We start from the raw sequence: 22,820 nt of genomic DNA, 5'->3' as shown, positions 1-22,820 counted from the left end.
GCTAGCTACCGTCCGGTGTGATCCCGACTGCCCCCGACCAGCGCAGCGTATGAACGTCCCACAACCAGACGTCTTCCACCCGCGTCGGCGTGAATCCGAACAGCTGCGTGACCGTTTCCCGCAGCACCTCGCCGTTCTTCGTCGCGGGCAGGACCAGGACGTCGGCGCGCCAGAATCGCAGGTCGTCCAGCGCGCGGGCGCGCACGCCCGCGTCGATGAGCGGAACCGCCCCGGTGTCCTGCGCCTGTACCAGCAGCGTGGCGGTCGGGCGGGCCTCAGGACCGTAGATACCCTTCTTCGTCGTCCCCGTCGGCCCGACGAAGTAACCACCCGCCAGCGGGAAGGAGAACCCGGCGTCGGCCTGCCAGCGCAGCGCCCGTGCGTCGGGCGGCCGGGGTGGCGGCAGAAGGACCACCGAGCCGTCGCCCACGTAGCGGCCGACGGCGCCGTCGGCGAAGAAGTCCGGTGTCGGCGTCCGCTCGACAACCGGCAGGGTGGTCGGGATCAGCGGCAGCAGGGCACACGTGACCGCGCCGAACCACGCGAGCGGCTTCCAGTCCACCGCCGACTGCTTCCAGGTCGTCACGGCGCGTTCGGTGACCAGAGCGAGTACGACCGCGATGGCCGGTATCGCCGCCATGCTGAGCCTGCTCTCCAGCACCGTGTTCAGCAGCGGCACATGTTCGGCCCAGCGCCACGGCAGTTCGACGCCGGTCGGCCGCTTGCCGATCGTGGCGACCGCACCCAGGGACAGCGCCCCGAAGACTACGATCACCGCGCTCGCGGCCCGCACCACCCGGTCTCGCCACAGCAGTCCCACGGTGAACACCACCAGGAGCAGCAGCGGCCAGCCGAAGTAGGCGTTCTGTTCGGTCGGGTTGATCGCCACGTTCCGCCCGGGTGCGAACACGCCGCCCAGCGATTCGGACGGGAACTGCACCAGCGCTTCGAGGTCGTTGCCCATCGGGCCGTGGTCGATCGAGCGGTAGCTCTGCGGGCCGAAGAACTGCCACCACAGCGGGATCTCGGCGAGCGTCAGCGTGATCACCGCGGCCAGCGCGAGAGTGGGGGCGAGCGCACGCGTCACGCGCAGCCCGACGCGCGGAGTGTGCAGGTAGTAAACGGAGGCGAACACCCCGAACGCGAGGGCGAAGATCAACAGCGGTTCCTCGCCGAGCGCGATCTGCATGGCGACCAGCAGACCCAGGACGACCGCGTCGCGCGCCCGTCCGCGCGGCCGTTGCGGCTGCGCCGCTGCCGCTCGCCGCGCCATCCGGATCAGCCGTCCGGCGATGATCGGAAGCAATAGCAGCACGACGAAATTCGGGTGCGCGTTGGCGTGCGAGATCATCCCGGGCGCGAAACCACAGAACAGGCCGCCGAGCACGGCCGCGGCCCGGGACCGGACGAGCTCGCGGGCGAACAGGCGGTACCAGGCGAACGCCGTCCCGCCCAGACCGAAGGTGAGCACGAGCACGAACGTGACGGTGGGCCCGAAGAGCAAGGTGACCGGCGTCAGCGGCACGCCGACGCCGAACATGGCCGTATTGGCCATCATGTTCACCCCGGCGGGGAAGTTCTGCAGGTCGGTGCCGAGTGGGTTGCCCATGGTCTCCACCGAGTGCGCGGTGACGCCGAAGAACCACTCCCACATCGTCTGGTCCTGACCGCTCTTGACCAGATAGCCGCTGTCGGTATTGCGCCACTGGCCCGATAGCACCGCCGCGGCCAGCGTCAGGTAACCGACGCCGACGAGCAGATCGGCGCCACCGGCCCGCAGGCGCGGGAACCACGGGGGGCGGGCGGGACGGGTGAGCACTCCGGCCGTTGTCGCTTCTTCCGTCGCGACCGCGACCGCCGTCGAATCCGTCTCGGAGCCGGTTTCGACGTCCTGTGCCCGTGTCACCCGCGCATCACTCCTCGACAGCGCCCTCCGTACCAACCACGCTGTGCGTGGACCGACAAACGGGAGGGGTATCCACTCTGCGCGTGTTCAACCGCGGCGATTCCGCCGCATCGGTCAGCGGTGGACGGTGACCAGCACGAACGGCCCGATATTCGTGGTGGTGAAATGCGGGTCGGCGAACAGTTCCTTGGGGAAGCTCACCGAATAACGCGCCACGTTCGGGTCGTTCGGATAGACGTCCTCGGCCAGCCGCAAGGTGTAGGTGTCGCCACTGCGCCGGAACAGGAAAGCGTCCGGCGCGCGCCACGGGCTGGCCGCGAGCGCGTCGAGCAGCTCCTGCGACGTCTTCAGCTTGCTCCAGCTCTTGATGGTGTCCGCGCGACCCGCGAAATCCGCGAGTGGGTTGGCGTAATGCGAGGTGAGCGCCTGGAAGCCGAAGTAGGGATAGAAGGAAAGGAAACTGGTGTCGGCGGTGAGCACCACCGTGTCCGAGCGCGGTCGCCCGGTCTGCGCGGTGAGCGCCTCGTCCACTTGGCGGTAGTGCGACACCGCCGAGGCAGCCCGTTTGTCGGCCCGCTTTCCGTCGCCGTCGGTGTCGGTGTAGGCGGTGGTGATCTCCGCCGTCAGCACATGCGGGATGTCCTGGGCGAACGCCAGCGCGCCGATCGTCGCGACGACGATCGTCATGAGCCGGAACCGGGCGGGCTCGTTCAGCGCCTGGTAGATCGCCCGCGCCCCCTCGACGAACCCGAACGCGCCCGCGACCGACAGCAGCACCAGCAGCACCGGCTCGAGCCGGAACGACAGCAGCGTGGTGCCCGCGGCGGTCGCCACCATGGACAGCAGCGTCCACAGGTAGATCGCCGCCACCCCGATGCCGAGCGCTTGCGCCCTCCGCGACGACGCCGCGCGTAGCACCAGCCAGATGGTGCCCAGCAGGCACAGCGCCCCGAGCAGGGAGAACTGGAACATCGGCAGGGGCAGCTGCGCCCCCGATTCCGGCAGGTAGTGCAGCGCGGTTCCGGAGCTCGCGGTCGTGCCGCGCAGTGCCTTCGCCAGGTACGGCGCCCACACGACGAGCGCGAGCAGCCCGGCGATCACCGCGATCACCACGAGCCGGACCAGCGGCGGCATCGCAGCGCGCCAGGCGGGGCGGCTCGAGTCCGATGTCGTGCCGGCGCGGCGCGGACGGCCGGTGCCACGCTGCGCACGCACCGCGAGGAAGGCCGCCAGCAGACCCATCAAGGCGACCGCGAAGGCGGCCACCATGAAGTACAGGGTGTAGAACGTAGCCGCCCAGCCGAGGAACAGGCCGGTGCCGGCGACCGCGCCCCACCCTCCTGCGGTCCGCTGCTCGGCGCCCGCCGCCTTGCGCACGTCCTCCAGCGGACGGTAGAGCGCGCCCCAGGCGAGCACGAGCGCGGGCGGCAGCAGCAGCACGATGACGGCGCTGTACGCCTCGGGCGCGGCGTAGGCCAGGGTGACCGCCGTACTCGCCGCCGCGACGCCCACCGCCCAGTCCGCGCGGATCAGCTTCGACCACAGCACCAGCGCGACGACCGCGGCCACCGCGAGGAAGCCGATCGCGTACGGCTTGAACACTTCCCAGCCGTCCAGCCCGAGCAGATCGCCCACGCGCCCGCCGATCCAGAACCAGCCCGCGGGATAGAACGACGGCAGATCCGCGTACGTCATGTCGCGCAGTGCGGCGGAATCGGTGAGCCGGGTGAGGAACTCGGTGCGGAACTCCTGATCCACCGAGACGCCGAACAGATACAGCTTCGTCGCCGCCAGCGGCATGCCGAGCGTGAACGTGACGAACGTCGAAAGACCGATCCAGGAAAGCAGTTTCGCGACCCAGGGCCACTTGTGCAGCCGCAGCAGCGCGATCGCTACCGCGAGCAGGACCGCCGCGCCGACCTGGCCCACGGTGGTGAGCGCCCGCGTCACATTCGAAGAATTGAAGGCAGGCCACTGCACCAGCGAGAACGCGACGAGCCCGACGGCGGCCACCACCGCGGCGACTATCGCCGCGAGCACGGCCTCGCCGACGCCCGAGACGATCTGCCGCACCGCGAGCGACTTCCGCCCCGGCGCCGGGACCGGATCGGCGGGCCGCGGCGGCGCTTCGTCCGTCGCCGTCGCCGTGCTCAACGGACCGCTCCGCGCTCGTCGCACTGGATTACTCGCATGGCGCCTCCGGGGTTCACAGGGTCCACTCCGTCAGACGATAGGTGCCCGCGCGATCACCGATCACGCGGGCACCGGGCTCGTTCGCCGAGGATCAGATCGGCAGTCTGCGGAAGATCGCGCGCGGCACGTGCCGCAACACCATCATCACGTAGCGGAAGGCTCCCGGCGCCCAGACCAGTTCCTTCCCGCGCTGCGAGGCCGCGACCGCCAGCGCGGCGACGTCTTCCTTGTCGACGGTGAGCGGAGCCTCTTTGACGTGAGACGAGAACCTGGTGCGCACCATGCCGGGCCGGATCACCAGCACGCGCGGGCCGTGCGGCCGCAGCGCTTCGCCGAGCCCGAGGTAGAACCCGTCAAGGCCGGCCTTGGTCGATCCGTAGACGAAGTTCGAGCGCCGCACCCGCTCACCGGCGACCGAGGACATCGCGATGATCCGCCCGAAGCCCTGCGCCTTCATCTTCTCGCCGACCAGCACGCCGACGGAGACCGAGGCGGTGTAGTTGATCTGGGCGACTCGTACCGCCTTGCCCTGGTTCTGCCACAGCTCTTCGGGATCGCCGTCGAGGGCGAAGGCGACGATCGCGACGTCCACGTCACCCGCGTCCCAGGCGGCGTCGATCACCTTGGGGTGGCTCTCGGTGTCGAGCGCGTCGAAGTCGATGACGTCGACCTGGCTCGCGCCCGCCGCCTTCATCTGGGCGACCGCGCCCTCCCGCAGGGGATCACCGGGCAGTGCGGCGAGGGTGACGCGCGCGGGCCCCTTCTTCAGGTACTCCGCGCAGATCGCCAAGCCGATCTCCGAGGTGCCACCCAGCAGCAGAATCGACTGGGGGTTGCCAACGGCATTGATCACTGCAGCTCCAGCCTTCTCGCCATATCGGACATGAAAACGCCTGTGGGGTCGACGCTACGACGGACCTTGATCCACTCGTCGATCCGGGGATACATCTTGTGGAAGGTCTCGGCGGTGGTCCGCGAGTCCTTCGCGGTGTACAGCCGCCCGCCGAACTCGAGCACCCGCCGGTCCAGCTCGCCGACCAGCTCGTTGAGACCCGGCTTGATCGGGAAGTCGACGCAGATGTTCCAGCCCGGCATCGGGAAGCTCAACGGCGCCTGGTTGCCCGGGCCGAACAGCTTGAACACGTTCAGCGCCGAGTAGTGCCCGGAGGCCTGGATGTCGACGATGATCCGCTTGAACTCCTCGACCGCCTCGGTGGGCACCACGAACTGGTACTGGAGGAAGCCGTTGGAACCGTAGCCGCGGTTCCACTCCGCGATCATGTCCAGCGGGTGATAGAACTGCGTCAGGTTCTGCACCTTGCCGGTGTAGTTGCCGCCCATCCGGTAGTACGCCTCGCCGATGGACATCAGCGTGACCTTGTTCATCGTCCAGTTCGGGAAGATGTCCGGGACGGTCATCAGCTGCGGCGCGTCGAACTTCAACGGCTTGCTGCGCAGCCGCTTGGGCAGCTCGTCGAGCTTGGCCAGCCTGCCCCGGGTGATCGTGGCCCGGCCCAGCTTGGGCAGCGGGCTGATCACGTCGAACCAGGCGCTCGAGTAGGTGTAGTTCGCCTCGCTGCCGTCGCTGTGCGCGGCGATGGTCTCGTCGAGCGTCGTGGTCTTCACGCCGTCGTTGAGGAAGTAGGCGGTCTCCGTGGGCACCATCTCGATGGTCGCGCGCAGGATGATGCCGGTGAGCCCGTTGCCGCCGACGGTCGCCCAGAACAGCTTGGCGTTGCGCTTCGGCGTGATGTGCTGCACCTGCCCGTCGGCGGTGAGCAGATCGATCGAGCGCACGTGGTTGCCGAAGCTGCCCTCGCTGTGATGGTTCTTGCCATGGATATCGGAGGCGATCGCGCCGCCGATGGTCACCTGCCGAGTGCCGGGCAGCACCGGCACCCAGAGCCCGAACGGCAGCGCGGCCTTCATGAGCTGGTCGAGGCTGACGCCGCCGTCCACGTCCACGATGCGGGTGTCGCGGTCGATGCGGTGGATGTTGTTCAGCGCGGTCATGTCGACGACCAGGCCGCCCGCGTTCTGCGCGTGGTCGCCATAGGAGCGGCCGAGGCCGCGGGCGATCACACCGCGCCGCAGGTGGGCGGGCTTGCCGTCGTTGTCCTCGGCGACCATGGCGACTGCCTTGGCGATCAGTTCGGGATCGCTGGTCGAGAGCACTTCGGAAGAGGTGGGTGCGGTGCGACCCCACCCGGTCAACGTGCGGGTGCGCGTGGGGAGGGTGAACGCGTTCCCCGCGGCCGGGCCGTCGTTCGTGACGCCGGCGCCCTTGTCGTTCCCGGTTGTCTTGGTGGCGGTCGGAGCTTTCGTGGACATCGGCATAGAGGCTACAGGTATGACGCCAGATGGGGATGGGGTCGCTCTACCCATGGGTAGTGACGTACACGTCGGTTCAGAACCGGATCCCGATCATTTCCCGGTCGACGCTACGCTCGTCGGCGTGCAAGCCGAACCCCACCTGCCGCTTCCGGCCGAGTTGCCCCTGGTCGACGAGCCCGGCGGCACCGAGGTCGACCTCAAGACCCAGATCATCCGGTTCACCCTCACCGGCGGCTTCTCGGCGGTCGTCGATTACGGGCTCTACAGCCTGCTGCTCAACCTGATGGGCCTGCCCGTCATCGTCGCCAAGTCGATCAGCTTCGTGGCGGGCACCACAACGGCCTACCTGATCAATCGCCGGTGGACCTTCCAGGCACCGCCGAGCCGGATCCGCTTCCTCGCGGTCGTGGCGCTCTACGCCGTGACGTTCGCGGTGCAGGTCGGCATCAACAACCTGTTCTACTTCACCTTCCCCGGGGAATGGTGGCGTCAGCCGCTGGCCTTCGTCATCGCCCAGGGCACCGCCACCGTCATCAACTTCGTCGTCCAGCGCTTGGTGATCTTCAAGATCCGCTGACCTATCCGCTCGTCGCGGCGCGGTCAGCCAGGAAGGCTTCGACCAGGCGATTCACTTCATCGGGGACCTCGGCGGCCGCGAGGTGGGCGGCTCCGTCGAGGACGACGAGCTGCGAGCCGGGGATGGCGTCCGCCAAAACTTCGAGTTCGGGCACGGGAAAGGTGCGGTCCTCGCGACCTCCGACGACCAGCGTGGGGCAGGTGATCGAGGAGAAGAGGTCGCGCTGGTCCGGGCGGTCGATCACCACGGATCGGACGGCGTGCGCGAGCGACGCCGGGTCATTGCGGCGAGCCACGTCGAGGACCTGCCGGACGACCTGCGGTCGCGTGCGTTCGGTCGTCGGACCGAGGAAGGCCCGGACCACCGATCCGGTCAGCGGCGGCCGGATCCCGCCGAGAACGCGGGTCATCAGCAGAAGCATCCGGTACTGCGTCCGCTGAGCGAGCGGGGCCGGCGACGCCGTGCCGTTCATCAGGATCGCGGATTCGACGCGGTCGGGGAATGCGGCGGCGAAGGTGCCGCCGGTCATGGCGCCCCAGGAGTTCCCGAGGAAATGGGTCCGCGGTAATCCCAACTGATCGAGGATGTCGACCACGCACGCCGCGCACTCGTCGAAGGTGAAGGGCCGTTCGAGGCGGCTGGACCGCCCGTGCCCGGGCGGGTCCACCGCGATGGTCAAGAAATCCCGTGCGAAATAGCCGACTTGGTCGTCCCAGAGGCCGGCGTCCATGAGAAGGCTCGGCCACATCACGATCGGATCGCCGCTGCCGGTCAAGACGACGTGCAGCAGCCCCAGCCGAGTCGGTACGTGAACATGCCTACGGTCCATGACTGTGCCCATTCCTTGCAGTGAGCGGCGGGCCGACCCGAGCTTGCGCCGCACCCGGTGACGGGTTCCCGCCGGCGCCGGCTACGACGCGCCGGTGCCTGGGTGTGATCTGTACGATCGGATTCACGTTAGGCGTGGACCTCTGCGCGCTCGACCTGATCCGTGCACGAGTCTGACGGAAACGCGCACGTCGGTCTGGGAGGTTGCTCGTGTCGGTCGCCGAGCCGTATTTCGTGGAGCGCGTCGATACCGGCGCGGTCCTGCCCCGCGAGTCGGCCGACCTCTGGGCTGAGCACGTCTGTCGTAACCAGGGCACCTTGCAATGCCGTTTCGCCAGTCCGTCGTCGTTCCGTGGAGCGACGGCCGTGCAGCGATACGCGGGCTACCAGCTGATCGACTTCTGGTCGGACAGCATCGGCTACTCCCGAACCCGTGCGGATATCCGGCGTGACGGCGACGAGAGTCTGCGGGTGACGATCCCGACCGCCGGAGTATTGCGTCTTCGGCAGGACGGCGGCACCGCTCAGGTGGCGCCGGGGCACGCCGCGGTCGTCACGAAGACGCGTCCGGTGGATTTCGACCAACCCCTGGCTGCGCGCGGGTGGGTGATGAACGTCCCCGCCGGCGCTCTGCCGCTCGAGACCGGCGCGGGACCGGCGCTGATCGACCTGGGCGAGGGCTTGGGCTCGGTCGTGGCAGGCATGATCGGCGAACTCGGCAGGCAGCGTGAGGCTGTCGACGGGCCCGAGTTCGCCTCCGCCTGTGACGCGATCGTCGACCTGCTCGGTCTGTGCCTGCGCCGCCGCAGCGTGATGCCCACCGTGCTGGCCACGGTGGACACCGCGGTTCGCAACCACGTGCGCAGGCACGCCGACGACCCGAACCTGACACCGGCCGCGATCGCGCGAAGCCTAGGCTGGTCGCTGCGGCAGATCCAACTGGCCTTGCGTCACACCGGCACCGCACCGAGCGAACTGATCCGCAGCGAGCGGCTCGACCGCGCGCACCGCCGCCTGCGCGAAGCCCCATCCGCCCGTACCGTCGCCGACATCGCTTACGCCAGCGGTTTCCGCTCCCTCAGCGCCTTCGGCTCCGCGTTCAAGTCGCGGTTCGGGGTCACTCCGCAGGAAGTACGACCGCGCTGACCAAGTGCCATCGGATACGGTGTCCGTCGGCATGCGGGGCCAGGACTCGAATCCAGTGCACTCGATTGTGGCAGCCGAACGCTGGCCGACCCCGATGGCGGAGTACGACGAAGACTCGCCGACGGTGACCACGATGCGTCGGTTGCCGACCATGGTGGACCGTTGGTTGCACGACGTGACCTTGCGGGATTCCATCGAAGCCGAGGTCAGGAGACGGCGGAGGCGCACCGGTGGCGTTGACGAATTCGCCTTGATCGTGGTGACGTCGGCGAGCACGTGTCGCCGACGTCGCACACGGATTCGGGTCAGGGGAGCGACCTGAAAAGGGCGGCCCCGACCCGATTCACGTCGGCGCAGGGATCGCCCACATCGGTCTGGATGCGCGTATTGCGCACCGCGAACACGATGCTGCCGTACGCCGCCGGTGTACCGACCTCGCAGCCCAGCTTGTGCGTGTCCGCCACCGATCGGAATTGCACCACTTGCCTGCCTGCGAATTCGGTCCTCCGGAGATCCTGGTAGGTCCCGGGTTCGAGCAGATCGGCGATCGTGCGATCCGATGCGGCGATCACCAGTTGGAAAGTCCGGTCGATCGATTGCCACTTGCACATCTGCCAAGTCGGAAACGTGGCGTCGGAAATTCTTGTCTTCGTGGAAGTATCCAAACCTGCCGCGCTGAGGTCGGAATCCCGCAGCGTGCAGGGGTCCCAGAAGGGGCTTGCCGGGGAATCCGTAGGCGTGGCGGCCGGACTCCCCGGTGCAGGGGTGCCAGGTGCGGCGGTGCCAGGGGCGGGAGCGTCAGGTGCGGGGGCGCCGGGTGCAGGAGCGTCAGGTGCGGGGGCACCGGGGGCAGGGGTACCGGGTGCGGGGGTACCGGCCTCGACCCGAGTGGGTTCCGGCGCGGCCGATTCACCTCCGGCGCGGGCCGTCGTGGGCGCGGCGACAGTGTTCGTCGCCGAGGCGGTCCCACCCGGAGTCGGCGAAGTCTTCTCGGAGGAGGCGGTTTCGCAGCCGGCGAGCAGCATCACCGCGCTACACGCGACGGCTGTGAGGCCGCGCCCGATAGCCCTGCTTGTCATCTCGCGATTTCCTTACGTCAGGCTATTTCACGGCGATTCGAAGTCGGCTGGTCAGAAAGAGCAGTCGGTGGGACGCCCCGCCCAGCCGCCCTTCAGGAACTTGATGACGGCGCAGAACAACTCCTCCGACCAAGAACCCACCGGAGCCGCGGGCGAGGTCGTTGCGACAGGTGCGGAAGCAGGTGCGGGGGCGGATTGCGCCGCAGCCGAACTCGCCGGGACGAGGAGTCCTGCGATCACGGCGGTGGCAACGATGAGCTTCTTCATCAGGCGTCCTGTTCTGCGGTTGGGGATGGGGGCTCGTAGTGTTGCATATTTGACTGATCGGTCGCAATAGCTCTACGATCTCGAAACATGGCGCGTACCAAGACCTTCGACCCCGATGTGGTGCTCGATCGCGCGCTTGTCCTGTTCTGGCAGCGGGGCTACGAGACGACCTCGATAGCGGATCTGACGGAGCATCTGGGCATCGCCAGGGCCTGTCTCTACTCGACCTTCGGCAGCAAGCACGATCTCTTCATGCAGGCGCTGCAACGCCATGTGGAGGTCGTCGACGCGCTCGTCACGGCGGAACTGGCTCGTCCAGGTCCGGTGCTACCCGCGGTCAGGGGACTGATCGACCGGTTCGTGACCGAATCCTGTTCGGAGAATCGATTCCTGGGCTGTCTGGTGACCAACGCGGCAGTCGAACTCGCCGCCAGGGACGCCGACGTCGCCCGCCTCGTCGAATCCAGCTGGGCGCGCACGGAAACCGCGCTGGCCTCCGCATTGTCGCGCGCCCGAGCCCAGGACGAACTGCCCCCCGACGCTGACCCGCGCGCCATGGCCCGCTTCCTGCTGGTCTTCTTGCAGGGAGTGTGGGTACTCGAGCGCACCCCGAACGCCGCCACCCGCCTACGCGATGCGGGCCGCATGGCCACATCGATACTGGGCTGAGTCCGTACGGTCGCGGCGAGCGTCCGCCCGGGCATCCTGATCGACAACCTCGAGCGGGCCACCCGACCGCTCCGACCGAATAAACGCGCCATACCAGAATGTTCGGTCCAATAACCCGAAACGTTACGCGATCCGTCCGCAGGCGCAGTCAGAGCACGAGTGGCGCAGGGCTGCGGCATCTCCCGAGAAGGGGTCTCTATGGTGTGCCACTCATGGAGGTGGGCTCGGCCGCGTACCGTCCCCTCAGGATCCGCTGACCAGCGTGTCGGCCAGTTCGTTCTTCTCCGCCTTCGCACCGAAGTAGTCGCCGCCCTTCGCGCGGACGTTGTCGGTGCCCCACTCGCGCTGTTCGCGCGGGGCGGGGACGAGATGTGGGATGTGCTTGCGGCAGTGGATGTACGCTTCCTCCACGTCGACCACCACCCACTGCTGGGCGGCGCGGCCCTTCAGATTGACCGGTAGGTCCGGCACGCCGGCGCGGAGGACGGGGTCGGAGACGATGCGGGCCGAACCGTTGATGTGCAGCCCGATGAGGTCGCGCACGAAATCGATGAGCAGTATCCCGACGTGCGGATTCTCCAGGATATTGCCGAGACTGGCCATGACGCCGTTGCCACGGTATTCCGGATAGGCGATCGTACGGTCGTCTATCACATGCAGGAAACCTGGCAGTCCGGCGCGAAAACTGGCGTCGCATTCGCCGCTTTTGTCCGCGGTGGCGATGAACGCCATATCCATCCGTCCGATGAATTCGATCATCGTCGGATTGAGCCGGTCGAGCACCTGATCGTCGTAGAACCGCTGGGCCCGATCGTGTGTGCCGTACCGTTCCTGCAGCTCACGCTCGCCGTCGCTGCCGTTCTGTGTGCCGGGCATCGCCGCCCCCTCTGGTCGCCGGAATCCGGGGTCCACCAGGCTCGACGTTGAACCGCGGTCGCACCGAGATCGCATCTATTTTAGATGAGAACGTCTCGGTTAAACCTCGAAATCGCGGCCGGAAATAGCTCGGATTTCCGGGCGTACCAAGCATTTCGGACGATTAGCTAAAAGCCGACCGGCCGGAACTGTTTCCGGCCGGTCGGGATTTGCGGGAGCGATTCGAGGGGTGTCAGGCCGGGGCCAGCGTGACCGGAACTCCGTTGAACACGGCGTTCCCGGACGGCGCGTCGACCACCGAATCGTCGGTGAGCACATTGGCATTGACGCCCGCGTGCGCGCGGGCCACGGACTGCCCGCTGTCACCATGACCCCACCCGTGCGGCAGGCTCACCACGCCGGGCATGATCGCGTCGGTCGGCTCCAGCGGGACCGTCAGCGTCCCGGCGGCCGATTTCACCACCGCCTGATCGCCGAGCCCGAGCCGCTCCACGTCGGCCGGATTGATATGCAAGGTGCAGCGATTGGACCCGCTCACCAGCGGCGCGATGTTGTGCATCCAGCTGTTGTTGGACCGCAGCTGCCGCCGCCCGATCAGCACGATCTCCGGTGCGGCGTCGGACAGACGCGCCCGCATGCGCGCCACGTCGTCCAGCAGCGGCTGCGGAGCCAGGTCCACCCGCCCGCTCGCGGTGCGCAGCACGCCCGGCAGGCGCGGCTGCAACGGGCCGAGGTCGATGCCGTGCGGGTTGTCCAGCAGCACCTGCAGGTTGAGTGTGCCGCCGTTCCATTCGCCGTACGGCCCGAGACGCAACATGAGGTCGATGCGTTGCTCGGTGCTGTTCTCGCCGATCAGATCGCCGCGCCGCTGCGCGAGCCCGGCCTTGTGCAACAACCCCGCGATGACGAGTTCGTCCACGGCGGCGAGCGGATCGACCCCGTCGGAGCCGTCGTGCGGCCTGCCGGTCAGCGCGGCGGCGAGACGAGCCAGGACGGCCGGCTCGGACGGGCGGTCCCCCAGCGGCACCAGCGGGCGCGAGTAGCGGGTGTAGTTGCGCACGGCGAATTGCAGCAGCGCGAAGTCGTAGTGCGGGGACTGGGTCGGCCGCGGGGGAGGCAGGATCACATCGGCGTGCTTGGTGGTCTCGTTCACGTAGCGGTCCACGCTCACCATGAAGTCGAGCTGAGCGAACGCCTCGTCCAAGCGAGCACCGCTCGGCGCGGACAGCACCGGATTGCCCGCGACCGTCACGAGGGTGCGGATCTGCCCCTCGCCCGGCGTGGTGATCTCGTCGGCGAGCGTCGCGACGGGCAACTCGCCCATCGCCTCCGGCAGCTCGCGGACCCGGCTGGTCCAGCGTCCGGCGCGGAACGGCCTGGTCCGGGGGATGCCGCCGGCCGCGGCGGTGGCGAACATGGCGCCGCCCGGGGAGTCGAGGTTGCCGGTCAGCGCGTTGATCGCGTCGACCAGCCACTGCGTGATCGTGCCGAATTCCGCGGTGCAGGTGCCGATGCGGGCGTACACCGCGGCGGTCGGCGCCGCCGCGAGCTCGCGGGCCAGCCGCACGATCGTCGACGCGGGTACGCCGGTGCGGCTCGCCACCGTATCCGGATCGAACGGGGCGGCGGCGGTACGCAATTCCTCCAGCCCGGTGACCTCGACGCGCAGGTCGGTCAAATGCTCGGCGAAGAGCGTATGCACAATGCCGAACAGCAGGTACGCATCGCTGCCCGGACGGATGAACAAGTGCTCGTCGGCGAGTTTCGCGGTGCGGGTCACTCGCGGATCGACCACCACGAAGCGACCGCCTCTGCCGCGCAGCGCCTTCAGTCTGCCCGGGAAATCCGGTGCGGTGCACAGCGAGCCGTTCGACTCCAGCGGATTGGCCCCCAGCATCAGCAGATAATCGGTGCGGTCCAGGTCGGGCACCGGCACGGTCAGCGGATCGCCGAACATCAGCCCACTGGCCACCTGCTTGGGCATCTGATCCGCGGTGCTGGCCGAGTAGATGTTCTTGGTGCCCAGCGCCCGCAGCAGTATCGGCAAGTACAGGGCGCCTGCCACAGTGTGCGCGTTGGGGTTGCCCAAGTAGGCCGCCGCCGATTGGTTCCCGTGCTCGGCCACCACGGCGGGAAACCGCTCGGCGATGTAATCGAAAGCTTCATCCCAGCTCACGGTGCGCCAGGTGCCGGTCGCGCGATCGCGGATCAGCGGTTCGGTCACCCGGTCCGGATCCTCGTCGAGGTGGCCGAAGCTGGCTCCCTTCGGGCAGATGAAGCCCTTGCTGAAGGGGTCGCTGCGGTCGCCGCGGACCGAGGTCACATGGTCGTCGGGGTCCAGGGTGATGTCCAGGCCGCAGACCGCCTCACAGAGGGGGCAGGTCCGCAGCAGATTGCGCGATTGCGTGATCGGGGCCATACCCCATCTTGGCGTCCGGTCGTGAAACTGAAAAGAGAACGCTCGACATCCGCGCGCTCGATATCGGCAACGCCGAACGACCGGTACCCGGCGGCGCTCCGGGGTGGGGATCCGGAGCGCCTGATCGGATACCGGTCGCAAACAGGCCGGGTAGCGCGGCCCCGGCCCGCGATCAGCAGGTGAACGCGATCAGGGTGCTCAGCAGGCGATGGTCAGCTTGGCGCGGCGTGAGGTGGTGGCGGCGCGGACGGCCGCGGCGATCGCGACGACCGGCGGCACCCAGCGGGCCTCGGCGGGCGCGACGCCCCAGCAGGCCGAACCGGCCGAGAGCTGGGTGGGCGGCAGCGGGATACCCGCGCCGTCGGTGTACACGGTGGCCCCGGCCTCGCGCAGCGCCTGCAGCGCCATCGTGGCCTTGCGGACGCCGGTGACCAGGTGGATCTCGCGACGCTCCGTGCCGGGAATCTCGATCACCGCACCGGACAGGTTGTTCGCCCGCAGGAAGCGGCGGACCTCGCCGGCCAGTTCGCCGGTGACCTCGATGCCGGACAGGTCGTCGTCGGTGATCAGGCTCAGACCGTTGGCCGTTTCGGCGACCGTCCACCCGCGCTGGTCGTAGTCCTGCGCAGCGGCGGTCAGTTCGCCCGCCTTGACGGAAGTCGGAAACGTGGTGCGCACTGTCTTCTCCATTCCCCGGTAGATCTCTGGGTCCTGCATTCATGGGTCGTATCGGCGGGGGCTGCCGTGGGCGTTACGCGTTCTCCGAGAAAATTTCCGGAGTGTCGCCTACGTCTCATTTCCGAGAGGTTCGTCCGCGTATCGCCGGGCATCCCGAGGTGGCTCGCCGTGGTTGCCACGCAGCTACTTTCGGCCCAGGACCTGGCCACTCGCTGCGCCGGAGCTGTGAGGTCGCTGTGGATGGGCCGCGATGGGTGTTGCGGGTGCGAAAACATACCGGCGGCGTGCGTTTCCAGCTGGATCCCCCCGCCCCGGGCAGGAAGGATTCTCGGCATCAGCGCACCTACGGCCCGCGCATGCGGAGGAGGACACGGCATGAGCGTCAGGCCCGGAGGAGGACCTGGAATGAGTGATGAATCGCATAGTACGGGCGGGTCCGCGGACCGTCCGGTCGCGGACCCCGAGGAGTACGAGGCCGAGTCGCGCTGGCCGACGTGGAAGGATTCGGCGGCCAAGCGGTTCGCCGGGGCCGCCTCCGGCGAAGAACAGCCCGCCGAGCCGTTCCGCAGTCCGCACGCGTTCGCGCAGTGGAGCGCGGCGGCCGCACGGGCCCTGGTCGACGTGCAGTTCCATCGCCCGGCCACCCGCACGCTCTTGCCGCTGGCCTACATCCTGGGGCTGGTGTTCGCGTTCGCCGTGCCCATCACGCTGACCGTCTCGGCCTGGCGGGCGTCCGCGGTGCTGGGCGTGCTCGCCGCGGTGCTGGGGGTCCCGCTCGGCCTGACAATCGCGGCCGCCGTGCGCCTGATGCTGGAGTTCCTGGTGAACGCCTCGCGCCTGGCCACCAGGGTGGAACACATCAGCGAGCTGGCCGACGACCTGTTCCAGGCGTTGTCGGACGTGGCCGAGCCGGTCAACCAGCTGTCCGAAGACGTTCGGGCGGTGCAGTTCTGGCGCTTCCGCAAGCGCGGCCCGCGCAGGTAGAAGCGAAATCGCGCCGTGCGGAAGTGGTTTGACTCGCGGTAGCCATCGGCCTGGCTGAGACACGCGCCGTGACCGCTGTGAGTTTCACTGTGAACAATGCTGTTCCGGTACCCGGCACATCCACCTCGGGTGTTCAGGGTAGGGCGCGCCGGACCGCAGACGGACACGATTCGCGGTGCGGGGCACGTCGAAACAGGGGGGAAGCATGGCTTTACCGCAAGGAACGACCGGATCGACCATGCCGCGACGGCAGCTCGGCAGGCACCTGCGTGACCTGCGCAACCGCGCCGGGATGACCACGCGGGTAGCCGCGCGGCAGCTGGAGTGGTCGGAGGCGAAGATCTGGCGGATCGAGACCGGCCAGACCTCACTGCGCGGGCTGGACGTCGAGGCGATGTGCAAGGTCTACGGCGCTCCGCCCGATCTGCTCGAACCACTGCGCGCGCTGGCGCGCGACACGAAGGCCAAGGGTTGGTGGACCGCCTACGGTGACGTGATCCCCGAGGGCTTCGACGTCTACATCGGGTTGGAAGAGGCGGCCGCCCGGGTGTTCACCTATGAGAACGAGCTGGTCCCGGGGCTGCTGCAAACCGAGGGCTACACCCGGGCGGTGATCGCGGCGGCGCACCCGGAGCTGTCCGCCGACGAGATCGATCGCAGGGTGCGCCTACGTCAGGCCAGGCAGGCGCTGGTCAATCGCCCGGACGAGCCGTTGGTGCTGGACGCGCTGATCGACGAGACGGTGCTGCGCCGGCGCATCGGTGGTCCGGAGGTGACCTCCGGGCAACTCGATCATCTGCTGCGGATGGCCGAGTTGCCGAACGTCCGGATCCGCCTGGTTCCCATGGATTGCGGCTATCACGACGGCATGACCTCGGGCCGGTTCGTGCTGCTGGAGTTCCACGAGGCGCGTTCCGGCGAGCCGCCCGAACCGCCGGTGGTCTATCTGGAAGCGTTCACCGGGCCGGTCTACGTGGACAAGGAACACGAGATCGGACGCTTTCGAACGGCATTCGCGAGCATCGAGGCGGCGGCGGTCGACCCGCGCACGCGCATCGAAGAAGCTCGGAAATCGCTCTGAGCCGCGCTATCCGGCGCTGATCAGCACCGCGGCGGCCCCGGCAGGTCCCAGGTGTCGTTCAACACCGCGCGGTGGGTGGGCAGGGCCTGCTCGTAGACTTCGCGGCCCTTCTCGGTGAGGCAGACGAATACGGCGCGGCGGTCTTCCGCGCACATGGTGCGCTGGACCAGCCCGTCGCGTTCCAGCCGGGCCACGGCTCGCGAGAGCGCGCTCTGGCTGAGGTAGATGTCGTTGGCCAGGTCGCTCATCCGGTAGTCGCCGCAGTTCGCGTCGATCAACCGATCCAGCGTCTCGAATTCGCTGAGCCCGATCCGGTGACCGTTCTGGAGCGCTTTCTCGAGTGCGCAACTCACCGCCGCGTGCCGGTCGAGCAGCTCGCGCCACTCTCCAACCAGCCCGGCCGGCGCGGTCGCGCGCCGGGGTGTGCTCACGGTGGTCGGCTTCGACATGGCCCCATCTTAGTGGGACAGCCGTGTCTATGCAACGACATTAAATGTGTTGGCATTTAATGCACACGCATGTAATGTTCCCCGCATGACTTCACCAGCAACGCTCTCGGCCGCTCAGGCGACCGATCCGACCAGATGGTCAGCCCGGCTTTGGGGCATGCTGATCACGCTGTGCATCGTGTTGTTCCTCGACGGCCTCGACGTCTCGATGATCGGTGTCGCGCTGCCGTCCATCGGCGCGGAACTCGATCTGTCCACCTCCACCCTTCAGTGGCTGGTCAGCGGCTACGTGCTCGGCTACGGCGGTCTGCTGCTGCTCGGCGGCCGCACCGCCGATCTGCTCGGGCGGCGCAAGGTCTTCCTGATCGCGCTCGCGATCTTCGCAGTCGCCTCGCTGGCCGGCGGCCTGGTCAGCTCCGGTCCGCTGCTGATCCTCACCCGCTTCGTCAAGGGCCTCGCCGCCGCGTTCACCGCGCCGACCGGCTTGTCCATCATCACCACCAACTTCGGCGAGGGTCCGGCCCGGAACAAGGCGCTGTCCATCTACACCGTCTTCGGCGCGGGCGGCTACTCGATGGGCCTGCTGTTCGGCGGCCTGATGACCGGTGTCGGCTGGCGCTGGACCTTCCTGCTCCCGGTGCCGATCGCGCTCGCCGCGCTGGCCGCAGCGTACGTGCTGGTGCCCAAGGACAAGCCTGCCGAAGAAGGCGGACACGACCTGCTGGGCGCGCTGCTGTCCACCGCCGCCATGCTGCTGCTGGTCTACACCGTGGTCGCCGCGCCGGAAGCCGGCTGGGCCTCGGCACGCACCATCGGCTCGTTCCTCGCGGTCGTCGCGCTGTTCGCCGGGTTCGTCGCGGTGGAGAAGCGGGTGCGCTACCCGCTGGTTCGCCTCGGCATCCTGCGCAAGTCGTCGCTGGTCCGCGCCAGCCTCGCGATCGTCGCGGTGGCGGGTTCCTACTTCAGCTGGCAGTTCATCGTGACCCTGTACATGCAGGACACCCTCGACTGGTCGCCGCTGAAGCTGGCCATGGCGCTGCTGCCGGTCGGTCTGCTGGTGGTGCTGTCGGCCTTCTTCTCCGACAAGCTGGTGGATCGCTTCGGCACCGGGCCGGTGATCGCGGTGACCATGGTCGTGATGGCCGTCGGATACCTGCTGTTCCTGCGGCTGGACACCGCCCCTTCCTACCTGACCATGCTGCTGCCCGCGGTGCTGCTCATCGGCATCGGGTGGGTCGGCTTCCCCGCCATCAACATCCAGGCCACCAACGGCATCGAGGACGAGGAGCAGGGCCTCGCCGCCGGCGTGCTGCAGACGTCCATGCAGGTCGGCGCGGCAATCGTGCTCGCGGTGACCACGGCGATCATCTCTTCCGGAGCACACGCCGACATCTCCGCCGCGGGGATGCTCGACACCTACCGCCCGGGTCTGGAGTTCGCCGCGGGCGTGTCCATCGTCGGCGCGCTGGTCGCCCTGCTGGCCTTCGTCCCACGGTTCCGCGGCGAGAAGGCGGCGGCGGAAGCGCCGCAGGAACTGGAACTCGTCGGCTGATCGTCGCATCGTCCGCCCTCGCGCCGTCACCCGCTCCGGGTGGCGGCGCTCGGCGTATGCGACTGCTTCCCTCGGCCCGTCGGGCGGGCTTCGGACCGGTGGTCTCGCTCGGACCGGGCATCGACGTCGAGACGCCGCCGAATCCCTCGCTCGGATCAGGAGAACGGCGGAGCCACAGTGTCTTTCGCGGAACGGACGAAGGTGAGTTCCTTGCCGTCGCGCCCCACCCGGGGCCACTCGATGCCCAGCGTGGGATCGAACGCGTCGATATCGTGGTCGAACTCCGGCTGGTACTCCAGGGAGCACAGGTAGGTGACCGTCGAGCCGTCCTCCAGGGAGAGGATCGCGTGGCCGAGACCTTCGGAGAGGAACACCGAGCGTCGGTCGACGTCATCGAGCAGCACACTGTCCCAGCGCCCGTAGGTCGGCGAGCCGGGGCGCAGGTCGACCACCACGTCGAGGAACGCGCCGCGCACGCAGGTCACGTACTTCGCCTGCCCGGGTGGGTCCTCGGTGTAGTGGATGCCACGCAGCACCCCGGCGGCCGACACCGAGCAGTTCACCTGCCGCAGGTCGAACGGCCGCCCGGTCGCCTTCTCGAACTCCGAGGCCTTGAACCCCTCGAGGAACATGCCGCGATCGTCGCCGTGCTGGCGCGGCGTGACCACCCACGCGCCCGGCACCGCGAGCTCCCGGAAATCCATGCTCACCAGTCCCGTCCGCGGTCGAGAAGATCCAGCAGGTAGCGGCCGTACCCGGAGCGGACCATCGGTTCGGCGAGTCTGCGCAGCTGCTCGTCGTCGATGAAGCCCATCCGCCAGGCCACCTCCTCGGGGACGCCGATCTTGAGGCCCTGCCGCTCCTCGATGGTGCGCACGTAATTGGCCGCGTCGAGCAGGGAATCGAAGGTACCGGTGTCCAGCCACGCGGTGCCGCGGGCGAGTACGTCCACGCTCAGGCGATCCTGTTCCAGGTAGGCGCGATTGATGTCGGTGATCTCGTATTCGCCGCGCGCGGACGGCCGGAGCGACCGCGCGATCTCCACCACGTCGTTGTCGTAGAAGTACAGCCCCGGAATGGCGTAGTTCGACCGGGGAACTTTGGGCTTCTCCTCGATGGACACCGCGCGTCCGCCGGTGAACTCCACCACGCCGTAGGCGGTCGGGTCGGACACCCAGTACGCGAACACCGCGCCGCCGTCGATCCCGTGGAAACGATTGAGGCTGGTGCCGAGACCGGGACCGTGAAAGATGTTGTCGCCGAGCACCAATGCGGCGCAATCCCCGCCGATGTGATCGGCGCCCAGGACGAAGGCCCTGGCCAGGCCGTCGGGCTCGGGCTGGACCACATAGCTGAGCGACAGCCCGAACTGCGTGCCGTCGCCGAGCAGCCGCCGGAACGCCGCTGCGTCCTCGGGCGTCGTGATCACCAGGATGTCCCTGATCCCCGCGAGCATCAGCGTGGAAAGGGGGTAGTAGACCATGGGTTTGTCGTAGACCGGGACCAGCTGCTTGCTCACCCCGCGCGTGATCGGGTGCAACCGGGAGCCGGTGCCGCCCGCCAGAATGATTCCGCGCATGGTTGGAGTCTGCCAGTTCGGCGGCTCCGGGATTCGGTGAGGTTCCGAGTAGTCCTCGATTCGGTCACGGCTGTTTCGCGGGGACTGTGTTGGAGCGATTCTGTTGCGTAGGTCACGATGCGCGTGGTGTTCTGAAAAGACTCCGCGTGAGATGTCAGCGCCGACAGCTCGCCTGGGCGACCTCGGTCCGGTCGTGATTCGGCGCGCCAGTTGTGAGGTAGGTGCGCGATGGCGACCAGAGACGGTGAGCCCGGCGTGGTGATGAATCCGAAGGGCCCCAGCGCGCAGTCGCGCCTGCTGCTGGCCACCTGCATGGGCGTGGTGCGGCCGATGCTGCGAACCTTTCCGGTGACCAGGACGACCATCCCGGTCGGCGCCGCCACCGTGGACGGGCTGGCGCGTTTGCGTCCGCGGCCGCACGGCATCGATCGGGAGCAGGTGTCGCTGCACGGTCTCCGCCTGGAGATCATCCGCCCGGCCGGCGCGGCGCGGGCGCTGCGGCATGGCGCGGTGCTCTATATGCACGGCGGCGGCTTCGCGATCTGCAGCACCCGCAGCCACCGTCCGATCGCGGCGAGCCTGGCCCGTCGCACCGGCCTGCCCGTGATCAACGTCGAATACCGCCAGCTGCCCGGCACGCGGATCACCGACTCGGTACGGGACTGCCTGGCCGCCTACCGCTGGCTGCTGCGCCACGGCGCGGATCCGGCGCGGATCATATTCGCCGGTGACTCGGCGGGCGGATACCTCACTTTCGCGACCGCGCTGCTGGCCGTGGAGTCGGGGTTGCCCGCGCCGGCCGGGTTGGTCGGCTTGAGCCCGCTGCTGGACCTGGACTACGGGGCGAAGCGGGACTACGTGAACGTCACGCGGGATCCGTATATCCCGCTGTCGGCGCTGGAAGCGGTGGTGCGTATCGGCGCGGAGATCGACGGGGTGCTCGATCCGGCGCTGTCGCCGGTCAACGCGGTGCTGTCCGCGCTGCCGCCGGTGTTGCTGATCGCCGCCGAGGACGAGGTGCTGCGCTTCGACTCCGAATTGATGGCGCAGCGGCTCACGGCGGCGGGCGTGCCGAACGCGCTGGAGCTGTGGCGCGGCCAGGTCCACGCATTCATGAGCATCGCGCCGAACCTGCCGGAGAGCAGGGCGGCGCTGGCGCGGGTCTCGCGGTTCGTGCGGGCCCGGATCGAAGGGGACCAGCGGGCTCGGACGGCGTAACCGGTCGGGCCCCGACAAGGCGAGCCCCGCCCCGCACCGGTCGGGACGGGGCTCGCGTCTGTGTGGGGATCGGCGGCCTCTCGCGAGACTATTTCCGAATCGAAGTTATCCGGCCTTGATAGGCCAGGTCACGAAGCTGTGATCTTCTATTTTTCCGTTTAGTTCAGCAATTGTTCACCTTGCCGTCTGTTGCCGGAATAACTGAAGCCCCGCCCGCGTGGACAGCGCGGGCGGGGCTTCTGTGTTGTTCGATTGTGCGTTCCCGGCGGATTACTTCGGGGCGTTGAACGGCTGGTTGATGGTGGTGAAGTACTGGATCGCAGCACCGATCGCGACCGGGGCGGTGATCAGCAGCTGGCCGGCGAGGGTGCCCAGCGCGCCGACGGCGATGATGCCGCCGAGGCAGCCGATGGCCGCGGCCGGGATGAACGCGCCGAACAGCCCGACGATGGCCGCCGAGGCGACGGTGGCGCCGGCGATGCCGCCGAGCACGCAGCCGACGGCGCCGCCGCCGATGCCGCCGACCAGGGTGCCGATGGTGGCGCCGGTCGAGATGGTGTCCTTCATGCGGTTGAAGGCGGCCGTCTCACGGTCGTACTCGGTCTTCCACGGCGCCTTGTCCTCGAAGGGAAGGGCGACCGGCTTGTAGGTCGCGTGGGCCATGTCGAACTGGGGGGTCAGGGTGGCGGTGCGGTCCGCGATCTCGGCAGCGATCGGGAACTCGAAGTCGTCCACCCGGAAGGTCAGCGGCATGCCGGTCAGCACGTCGCCGTTGGCGGCCTTGACCTTGAACGTGCCATCCTCGACGACCATGGAACCGGCATCGGTCGTGATGATGGACTGGGTGTCGGTCGCGTGGGCGGTGAAGTTCACCGCGCCATCGGCCTCGGTGGCCGGAGCCGCGTTCACGGTGCCGGCGGTGACGCCGAGAGCGGCGATCAGCAGTGCCGACGTCGCGGCGAATTTCCTCATCAGCATTTTGTTT

The 22,820-nt window shown here is 68.3% G+C and carries 21 protein-coding genes; 7 read left to right on the top strand and 14 right to left on the bottom strand.

Going from position 1 to position 22,820, the window contains the following annotated elements:
* Window position 1: 1 nt before the first annotated feature.
* The 4 genes from NNI01S_RS08205 to dprE1 all read right to left on the bottom strand — a co-directional run bounded on the left by NNI01S_RS08205 (window position 2) and on the right by dprE1 (window position 6,436).
* Entirely contained in the window at window positions 2-1,819 is a 1,818-nt protein-coding gene (locus tag NNI01S_RS08205) for a glycosyltransferase family protein (protein ID WP_063019434.1), read from the bottom strand.
* Between the two features lie 201 nt (window positions 1,820-2,020).
* The gene (locus NNI01S_RS08200; RefSeq protein ID WP_063019432.1) at window positions 2,021-3,979 is read right to left on the bottom strand and encodes a galactan 5-O-arabinofuranosyltransferase; all 1,959 of its coding nucleotides are present in this window, start codon (window positions 3,977-3,979) and stop codon (window positions 2,021-2,023) included.
* A 211-nt stretch (window positions 3,980-4,190) separates the two neighbouring features.
* Window positions 4,191-4,952, bottom strand: a complete 762-nt coding sequence (dprE2, locus tag NNI01S_RS08195; RefSeq protein WP_063019133.1) for a decaprenylphospho-beta-D-erythro-pentofuranosid-2-ulose 2-reductase — start codon at window positions 4,950-4,952, stop codon at window positions 4,191-4,193.
* Window positions 4,949-6,436 carry a decaprenylphosphoryl-beta-D-ribose oxidase gene (gene dprE1, locus NNI01S_RS08190; RefSeq protein WP_245676027.1) on the bottom strand — a complete coding sequence of 496 codons (1,488 nt, stop codon included), beginning with the start codon at window positions 6,434-6,436 and terminating at the stop codon, window positions 4,949-4,951. The genes dprE2 and dprE1 overlap by 4 nt, the downstream gene beginning before the upstream one ends.
* A gap of 118 nt (window positions 6,437-6,554) precedes the next feature.
* Between dprE1 and NNI01S_RS08185 the strand changes: the two genes are divergently transcribed.
* Window positions 6,555-7,010, top strand: coding sequence for a GtrA family protein (locus NNI01S_RS08185; protein WP_245676026.1), 456 nt, complete (start codon window positions 6,555-6,557; stop codon window positions 7,008-7,010).
* A 1-nt stretch (window position 7,011) separates the two neighbouring features.
* Here NNI01S_RS08185 and NNI01S_RS08180 read toward each other — a convergent pair whose 3' ends face one another.
* Window positions 7,012-7,839, bottom strand: coding sequence for an alpha/beta fold hydrolase (locus tag NNI01S_RS08180; RefSeq protein ID WP_063019131.1), 828 nt, complete (start codon window positions 7,837-7,839; stop codon window positions 7,012-7,014).
* Window positions 7,840-8,048: 209 nt separating this feature from the next.
* On the opposite strand from NNI01S_RS08180, the gene NNI01S_RS08175 reads away from it, so the two are divergent.
* On the top strand, window positions 8,049-8,984 hold the full coding sequence (locus tag NNI01S_RS08175) for an AraC family transcriptional regulator (RefSeq protein WP_063019128.1): 936 nt from the start codon (window positions 8,049-8,051) through the stop codon (window positions 8,982-8,984).
* Window positions 8,985-9,289: 305 nt separating this feature from the next.
* Here NNI01S_RS08175 and NNI01S_RS33310 read toward each other — a convergent pair whose 3' ends face one another.
* Window positions 9,290-10,009: a DUF3558 family protein gene (locus tag NNI01S_RS33310; protein ID WP_084488628.1), complete on the bottom strand. Its 720-nt coding sequence runs from the start codon at window positions 10,007-10,009 to the stop codon at window positions 9,290-9,292.
* A 105-nt stretch (window positions 10,010-10,114) separates the two neighbouring features.
* Complete coding sequence (locus NNI01S_RS34365; protein ID WP_157114648.1) at window positions 10,115-10,330, bottom strand: hypothetical protein; 216 nt, start codon at window positions 10,328-10,330, stop codon at window positions 10,115-10,117.
* Between the two features lie 87 nt (window positions 10,331-10,417).
* Here NNI01S_RS34365 and NNI01S_RS08155 point away from each other — a divergent pair, with 87 nt between their 5' ends.
* The gene (locus tag NNI01S_RS08155; protein WP_063019120.1) at window positions 10,418-10,999 is read left to right on the top strand and encodes a TetR/AcrR family transcriptional regulator; all 582 of its coding nucleotides are present in this window, start codon (window positions 10,418-10,420) and stop codon (window positions 10,997-10,999) included.
* 243 nt (window positions 11,000-11,242) lie between these two features.
* Here NNI01S_RS08155 and NNI01S_RS08150 read toward each other — a convergent pair whose 3' ends face one another.
* The 3 genes from NNI01S_RS08150 to NNI01S_RS08140 form a co-directional block, all read right to left on the bottom strand.
* A complete protein-coding gene (locus tag NNI01S_RS08150) occupies window positions 11,243-11,875 on the bottom strand; it encodes a pyridoxamine 5'-phosphate oxidase family protein (protein ID WP_063019118.1) in 633 nt (210 codons plus the stop codon).
* 232 nt (window positions 11,876-12,107) lie between these two features.
* Window positions 12,108-14,294, bottom strand: a complete 2,187-nt coding sequence (locus NNI01S_RS08145; protein WP_063019116.1) for a molybdopterin oxidoreductase family protein — start codon at window positions 14,292-14,294, stop codon at window positions 12,108-12,110.
* 198 nt (window positions 14,295-14,492) lie between these two features.
* A complete protein-coding gene (locus tag NNI01S_RS08140) occupies window positions 14,493-15,011 on the bottom strand; it encodes a hypothetical protein (RefSeq protein WP_245676025.1) in 519 nt (172 codons plus the stop codon).
* 366 nt (window positions 15,012-15,377) lie between these two features.
* On the opposite strand from NNI01S_RS08140, the gene NNI01S_RS08135 reads away from it, so the two are divergent.
* Window positions 15,378-15,956 carry a DUF4282 domain-containing protein gene (locus NNI01S_RS08135; RefSeq protein ID WP_063019114.1) on the top strand — a complete coding sequence of 193 codons (579 nt, stop codon included), beginning with the start codon at window positions 15,378-15,380 and terminating at the stop codon, window positions 15,954-15,956.
* 238 nt (window positions 15,957-16,194) lie between these two features.
* A complete protein-coding gene (locus NNI01S_RS08130) occupies window positions 16,195-17,037 on the top strand; it encodes a helix-turn-helix domain-containing protein (protein ID WP_245676024.1) in 843 nt (280 codons plus the stop codon).
* A 20-nt stretch (window positions 17,038-17,057) separates the two neighbouring features.
* On the opposite strand, the gene NNI01S_RS08125 is transcribed toward NNI01S_RS08130, so the two are convergent.
* On the bottom strand, window positions 17,058-17,486 hold the full coding sequence (locus NNI01S_RS08125) for a MarR family winged helix-turn-helix transcriptional regulator (RefSeq protein ID WP_063019110.1): 429 nt from the start codon (window positions 17,484-17,486) through the stop codon (window positions 17,058-17,060).
* 85 nt (window positions 17,487-17,571) lie between these two features.
* On the opposite strand from NNI01S_RS08125, the gene NNI01S_RS08120 reads away from it, so the two are divergent.
* Window positions 17,572-19,038, top strand: coding sequence for an MFS transporter (locus tag NNI01S_RS08120; protein WP_063019108.1), 1,467 nt, complete (start codon window positions 17,572-17,574; stop codon window positions 19,036-19,038).
* Between the two features lie 155 nt (window positions 19,039-19,193).
* Here NNI01S_RS08120 and NNI01S_RS08115 read toward each other — a convergent pair whose 3' ends face one another.
* Window positions 19,194-19,742 carry a dTDP-4-dehydrorhamnose 3,5-epimerase family protein gene (locus NNI01S_RS08115; RefSeq protein ID WP_063019106.1) on the bottom strand — a complete coding sequence of 183 codons (549 nt, stop codon included), beginning with the start codon at window positions 19,740-19,742 and terminating at the stop codon, window positions 19,194-19,196.
* Window positions 19,743-19,744: 2 nt separating this feature from the next.
* Entirely contained in the window at window positions 19,745-20,617 is an 873-nt protein-coding gene (rfbA, locus tag NNI01S_RS08110) for a glucose-1-phosphate thymidylyltransferase RfbA (protein ID WP_063019104.1), read from the bottom strand.
* 228 nt (window positions 20,618-20,845) lie between these two features.
* Between rfbA and NNI01S_RS08105 the strand changes: the two genes are divergently transcribed.
* Window positions 20,846-21,835 (top strand): alpha/beta hydrolase, encoded by a 990-nt coding sequence (locus NNI01S_RS08105; protein ID WP_063019102.1) that lies wholly within the window; start codon window positions 20,846-20,848, stop codon window positions 21,833-21,835.
* A gap of 270 nt (window positions 21,836-22,105) precedes the next feature.
* Here the strand turns inward: NNI01S_RS08105 and NNI01S_RS08100 are convergent, their stop codons facing one another.
* A complete protein-coding gene (locus tag NNI01S_RS08100) occupies window positions 22,106-22,813 on the bottom strand; it encodes a DUF8020 domain-containing protein (protein ID WP_063019101.1) in 708 nt (235 codons plus the stop codon).
* Window positions 22,814-22,820 lie beyond the last annotated feature (7 nt).

This window comes from Nocardia niwae NBRC 108934 = DSM 45340, from assembly GCF_001613465.1.
In the GTDB taxonomy this organism is placed as follows: Bacteria; Actinomycetota; Actinomycetes; order Mycobacteriales; family Mycobacteriaceae; genus Nocardia; species Nocardia niwae.
Note: the sequence above shows the minus strand (reverse complement) of the source record. Positions and strands in the feature narration are given on the sequence as shown.

Coding starts and splice junctions, on each gene's coding strand:
- dprE1 (WP_245676027.1), bottom strand. CDS start 6,436: ATGCCGATGTCCACGAAAGCTCCGACCGCCACCAAGACAACCGGGAAC.
- NNI01S_RS08180 (WP_063019131.1), bottom strand. CDS start 7,839: ATGGACCGTAGGCATGTTCACGTACCGACTCGGCTGGGGCTGCTGCAC.
- NNI01S_RS33310 (WP_084488628.1), bottom strand. CDS start 10,009: ATGCTGCTCGCCGGCTGCGAAACCGCCTCCTCCGAGAAGACTTCGCCG.
- NNI01S_RS34365 (WP_157114648.1), bottom strand. CDS start 10,330: ATGAAGAAGCTCATCGTTGCCACCGCCGTGATCGCAGGACTCCTCGTC.
- NNI01S_RS08155 (WP_063019120.1), top strand. CDS start 10,418: ATGGCGCGTACCAAGACCTTCGACCCCGATGTGGTGCTCGATCGCGCG.
- NNI01S_RS08150 (WP_063019118.1), bottom strand. CDS start 11,875: ATGCCCGGCACACAGAACGGCAGCGACGGCGAGCGTGAGCTGCAGGAA.
- NNI01S_RS08145 (WP_063019116.1), bottom strand. CDS start 14,294: ATGGCCCCGATCACGCAATCGCGCAATCTGCTGCGGACCTGCCCCCTC.
- NNI01S_RS08140 (WP_245676025.1), bottom strand. CDS start 15,011: ATGCAGGACCCAGAGATCTACCGGGGAATGGAGAAGACAGTGCGCACC.
- NNI01S_RS08135 (WP_063019114.1), top strand. CDS start 15,378: ATGAGTGATGAATCGCATAGTACGGGCGGGTCCGCGGACCGTCCGGTC.
- NNI01S_RS08130 (WP_245676024.1), top strand. CDS start 16,195: ATGCCGCGACGGCAGCTCGGCAGGCACCTGCGTGACCTGCGCAACCGC.
- NNI01S_RS08125 (WP_063019110.1), bottom strand. CDS start 17,486: ATGTCGAAGCCGACCACCGTGAGCACACCCCGGCGCGCGACCGCGCCG.
- NNI01S_RS08120 (WP_063019108.1), top strand. CDS start 17,572: ATGACTTCACCAGCAACGCTCTCGGCCGCTCAGGCGACCGATCCGACC.
- NNI01S_RS08115 (WP_063019106.1), bottom strand. CDS start 19,742: ATGGATTTCCGGGAGCTCGCGGTGCCGGGCGCGTGGGTGGTCACGCCG.
- rfbA (WP_063019104.1), bottom strand. CDS start 20,617: ATGCGCGGAATCATTCTGGCGGGCGGCACCGGCTCCCGGTTGCACCCG.
- NNI01S_RS08105 (WP_063019102.1), top strand. CDS start 20,846: ATGGCGACCAGAGACGGTGAGCCCGGCGTGGTGATGAATCCGAAGGGC.
- NNI01S_RS08100 (WP_063019101.1), bottom strand. CDS start 22,813: ATGCTGATGAGGAAATTCGCCGCGACGTCGGCACTGCTGATCGCCGCT.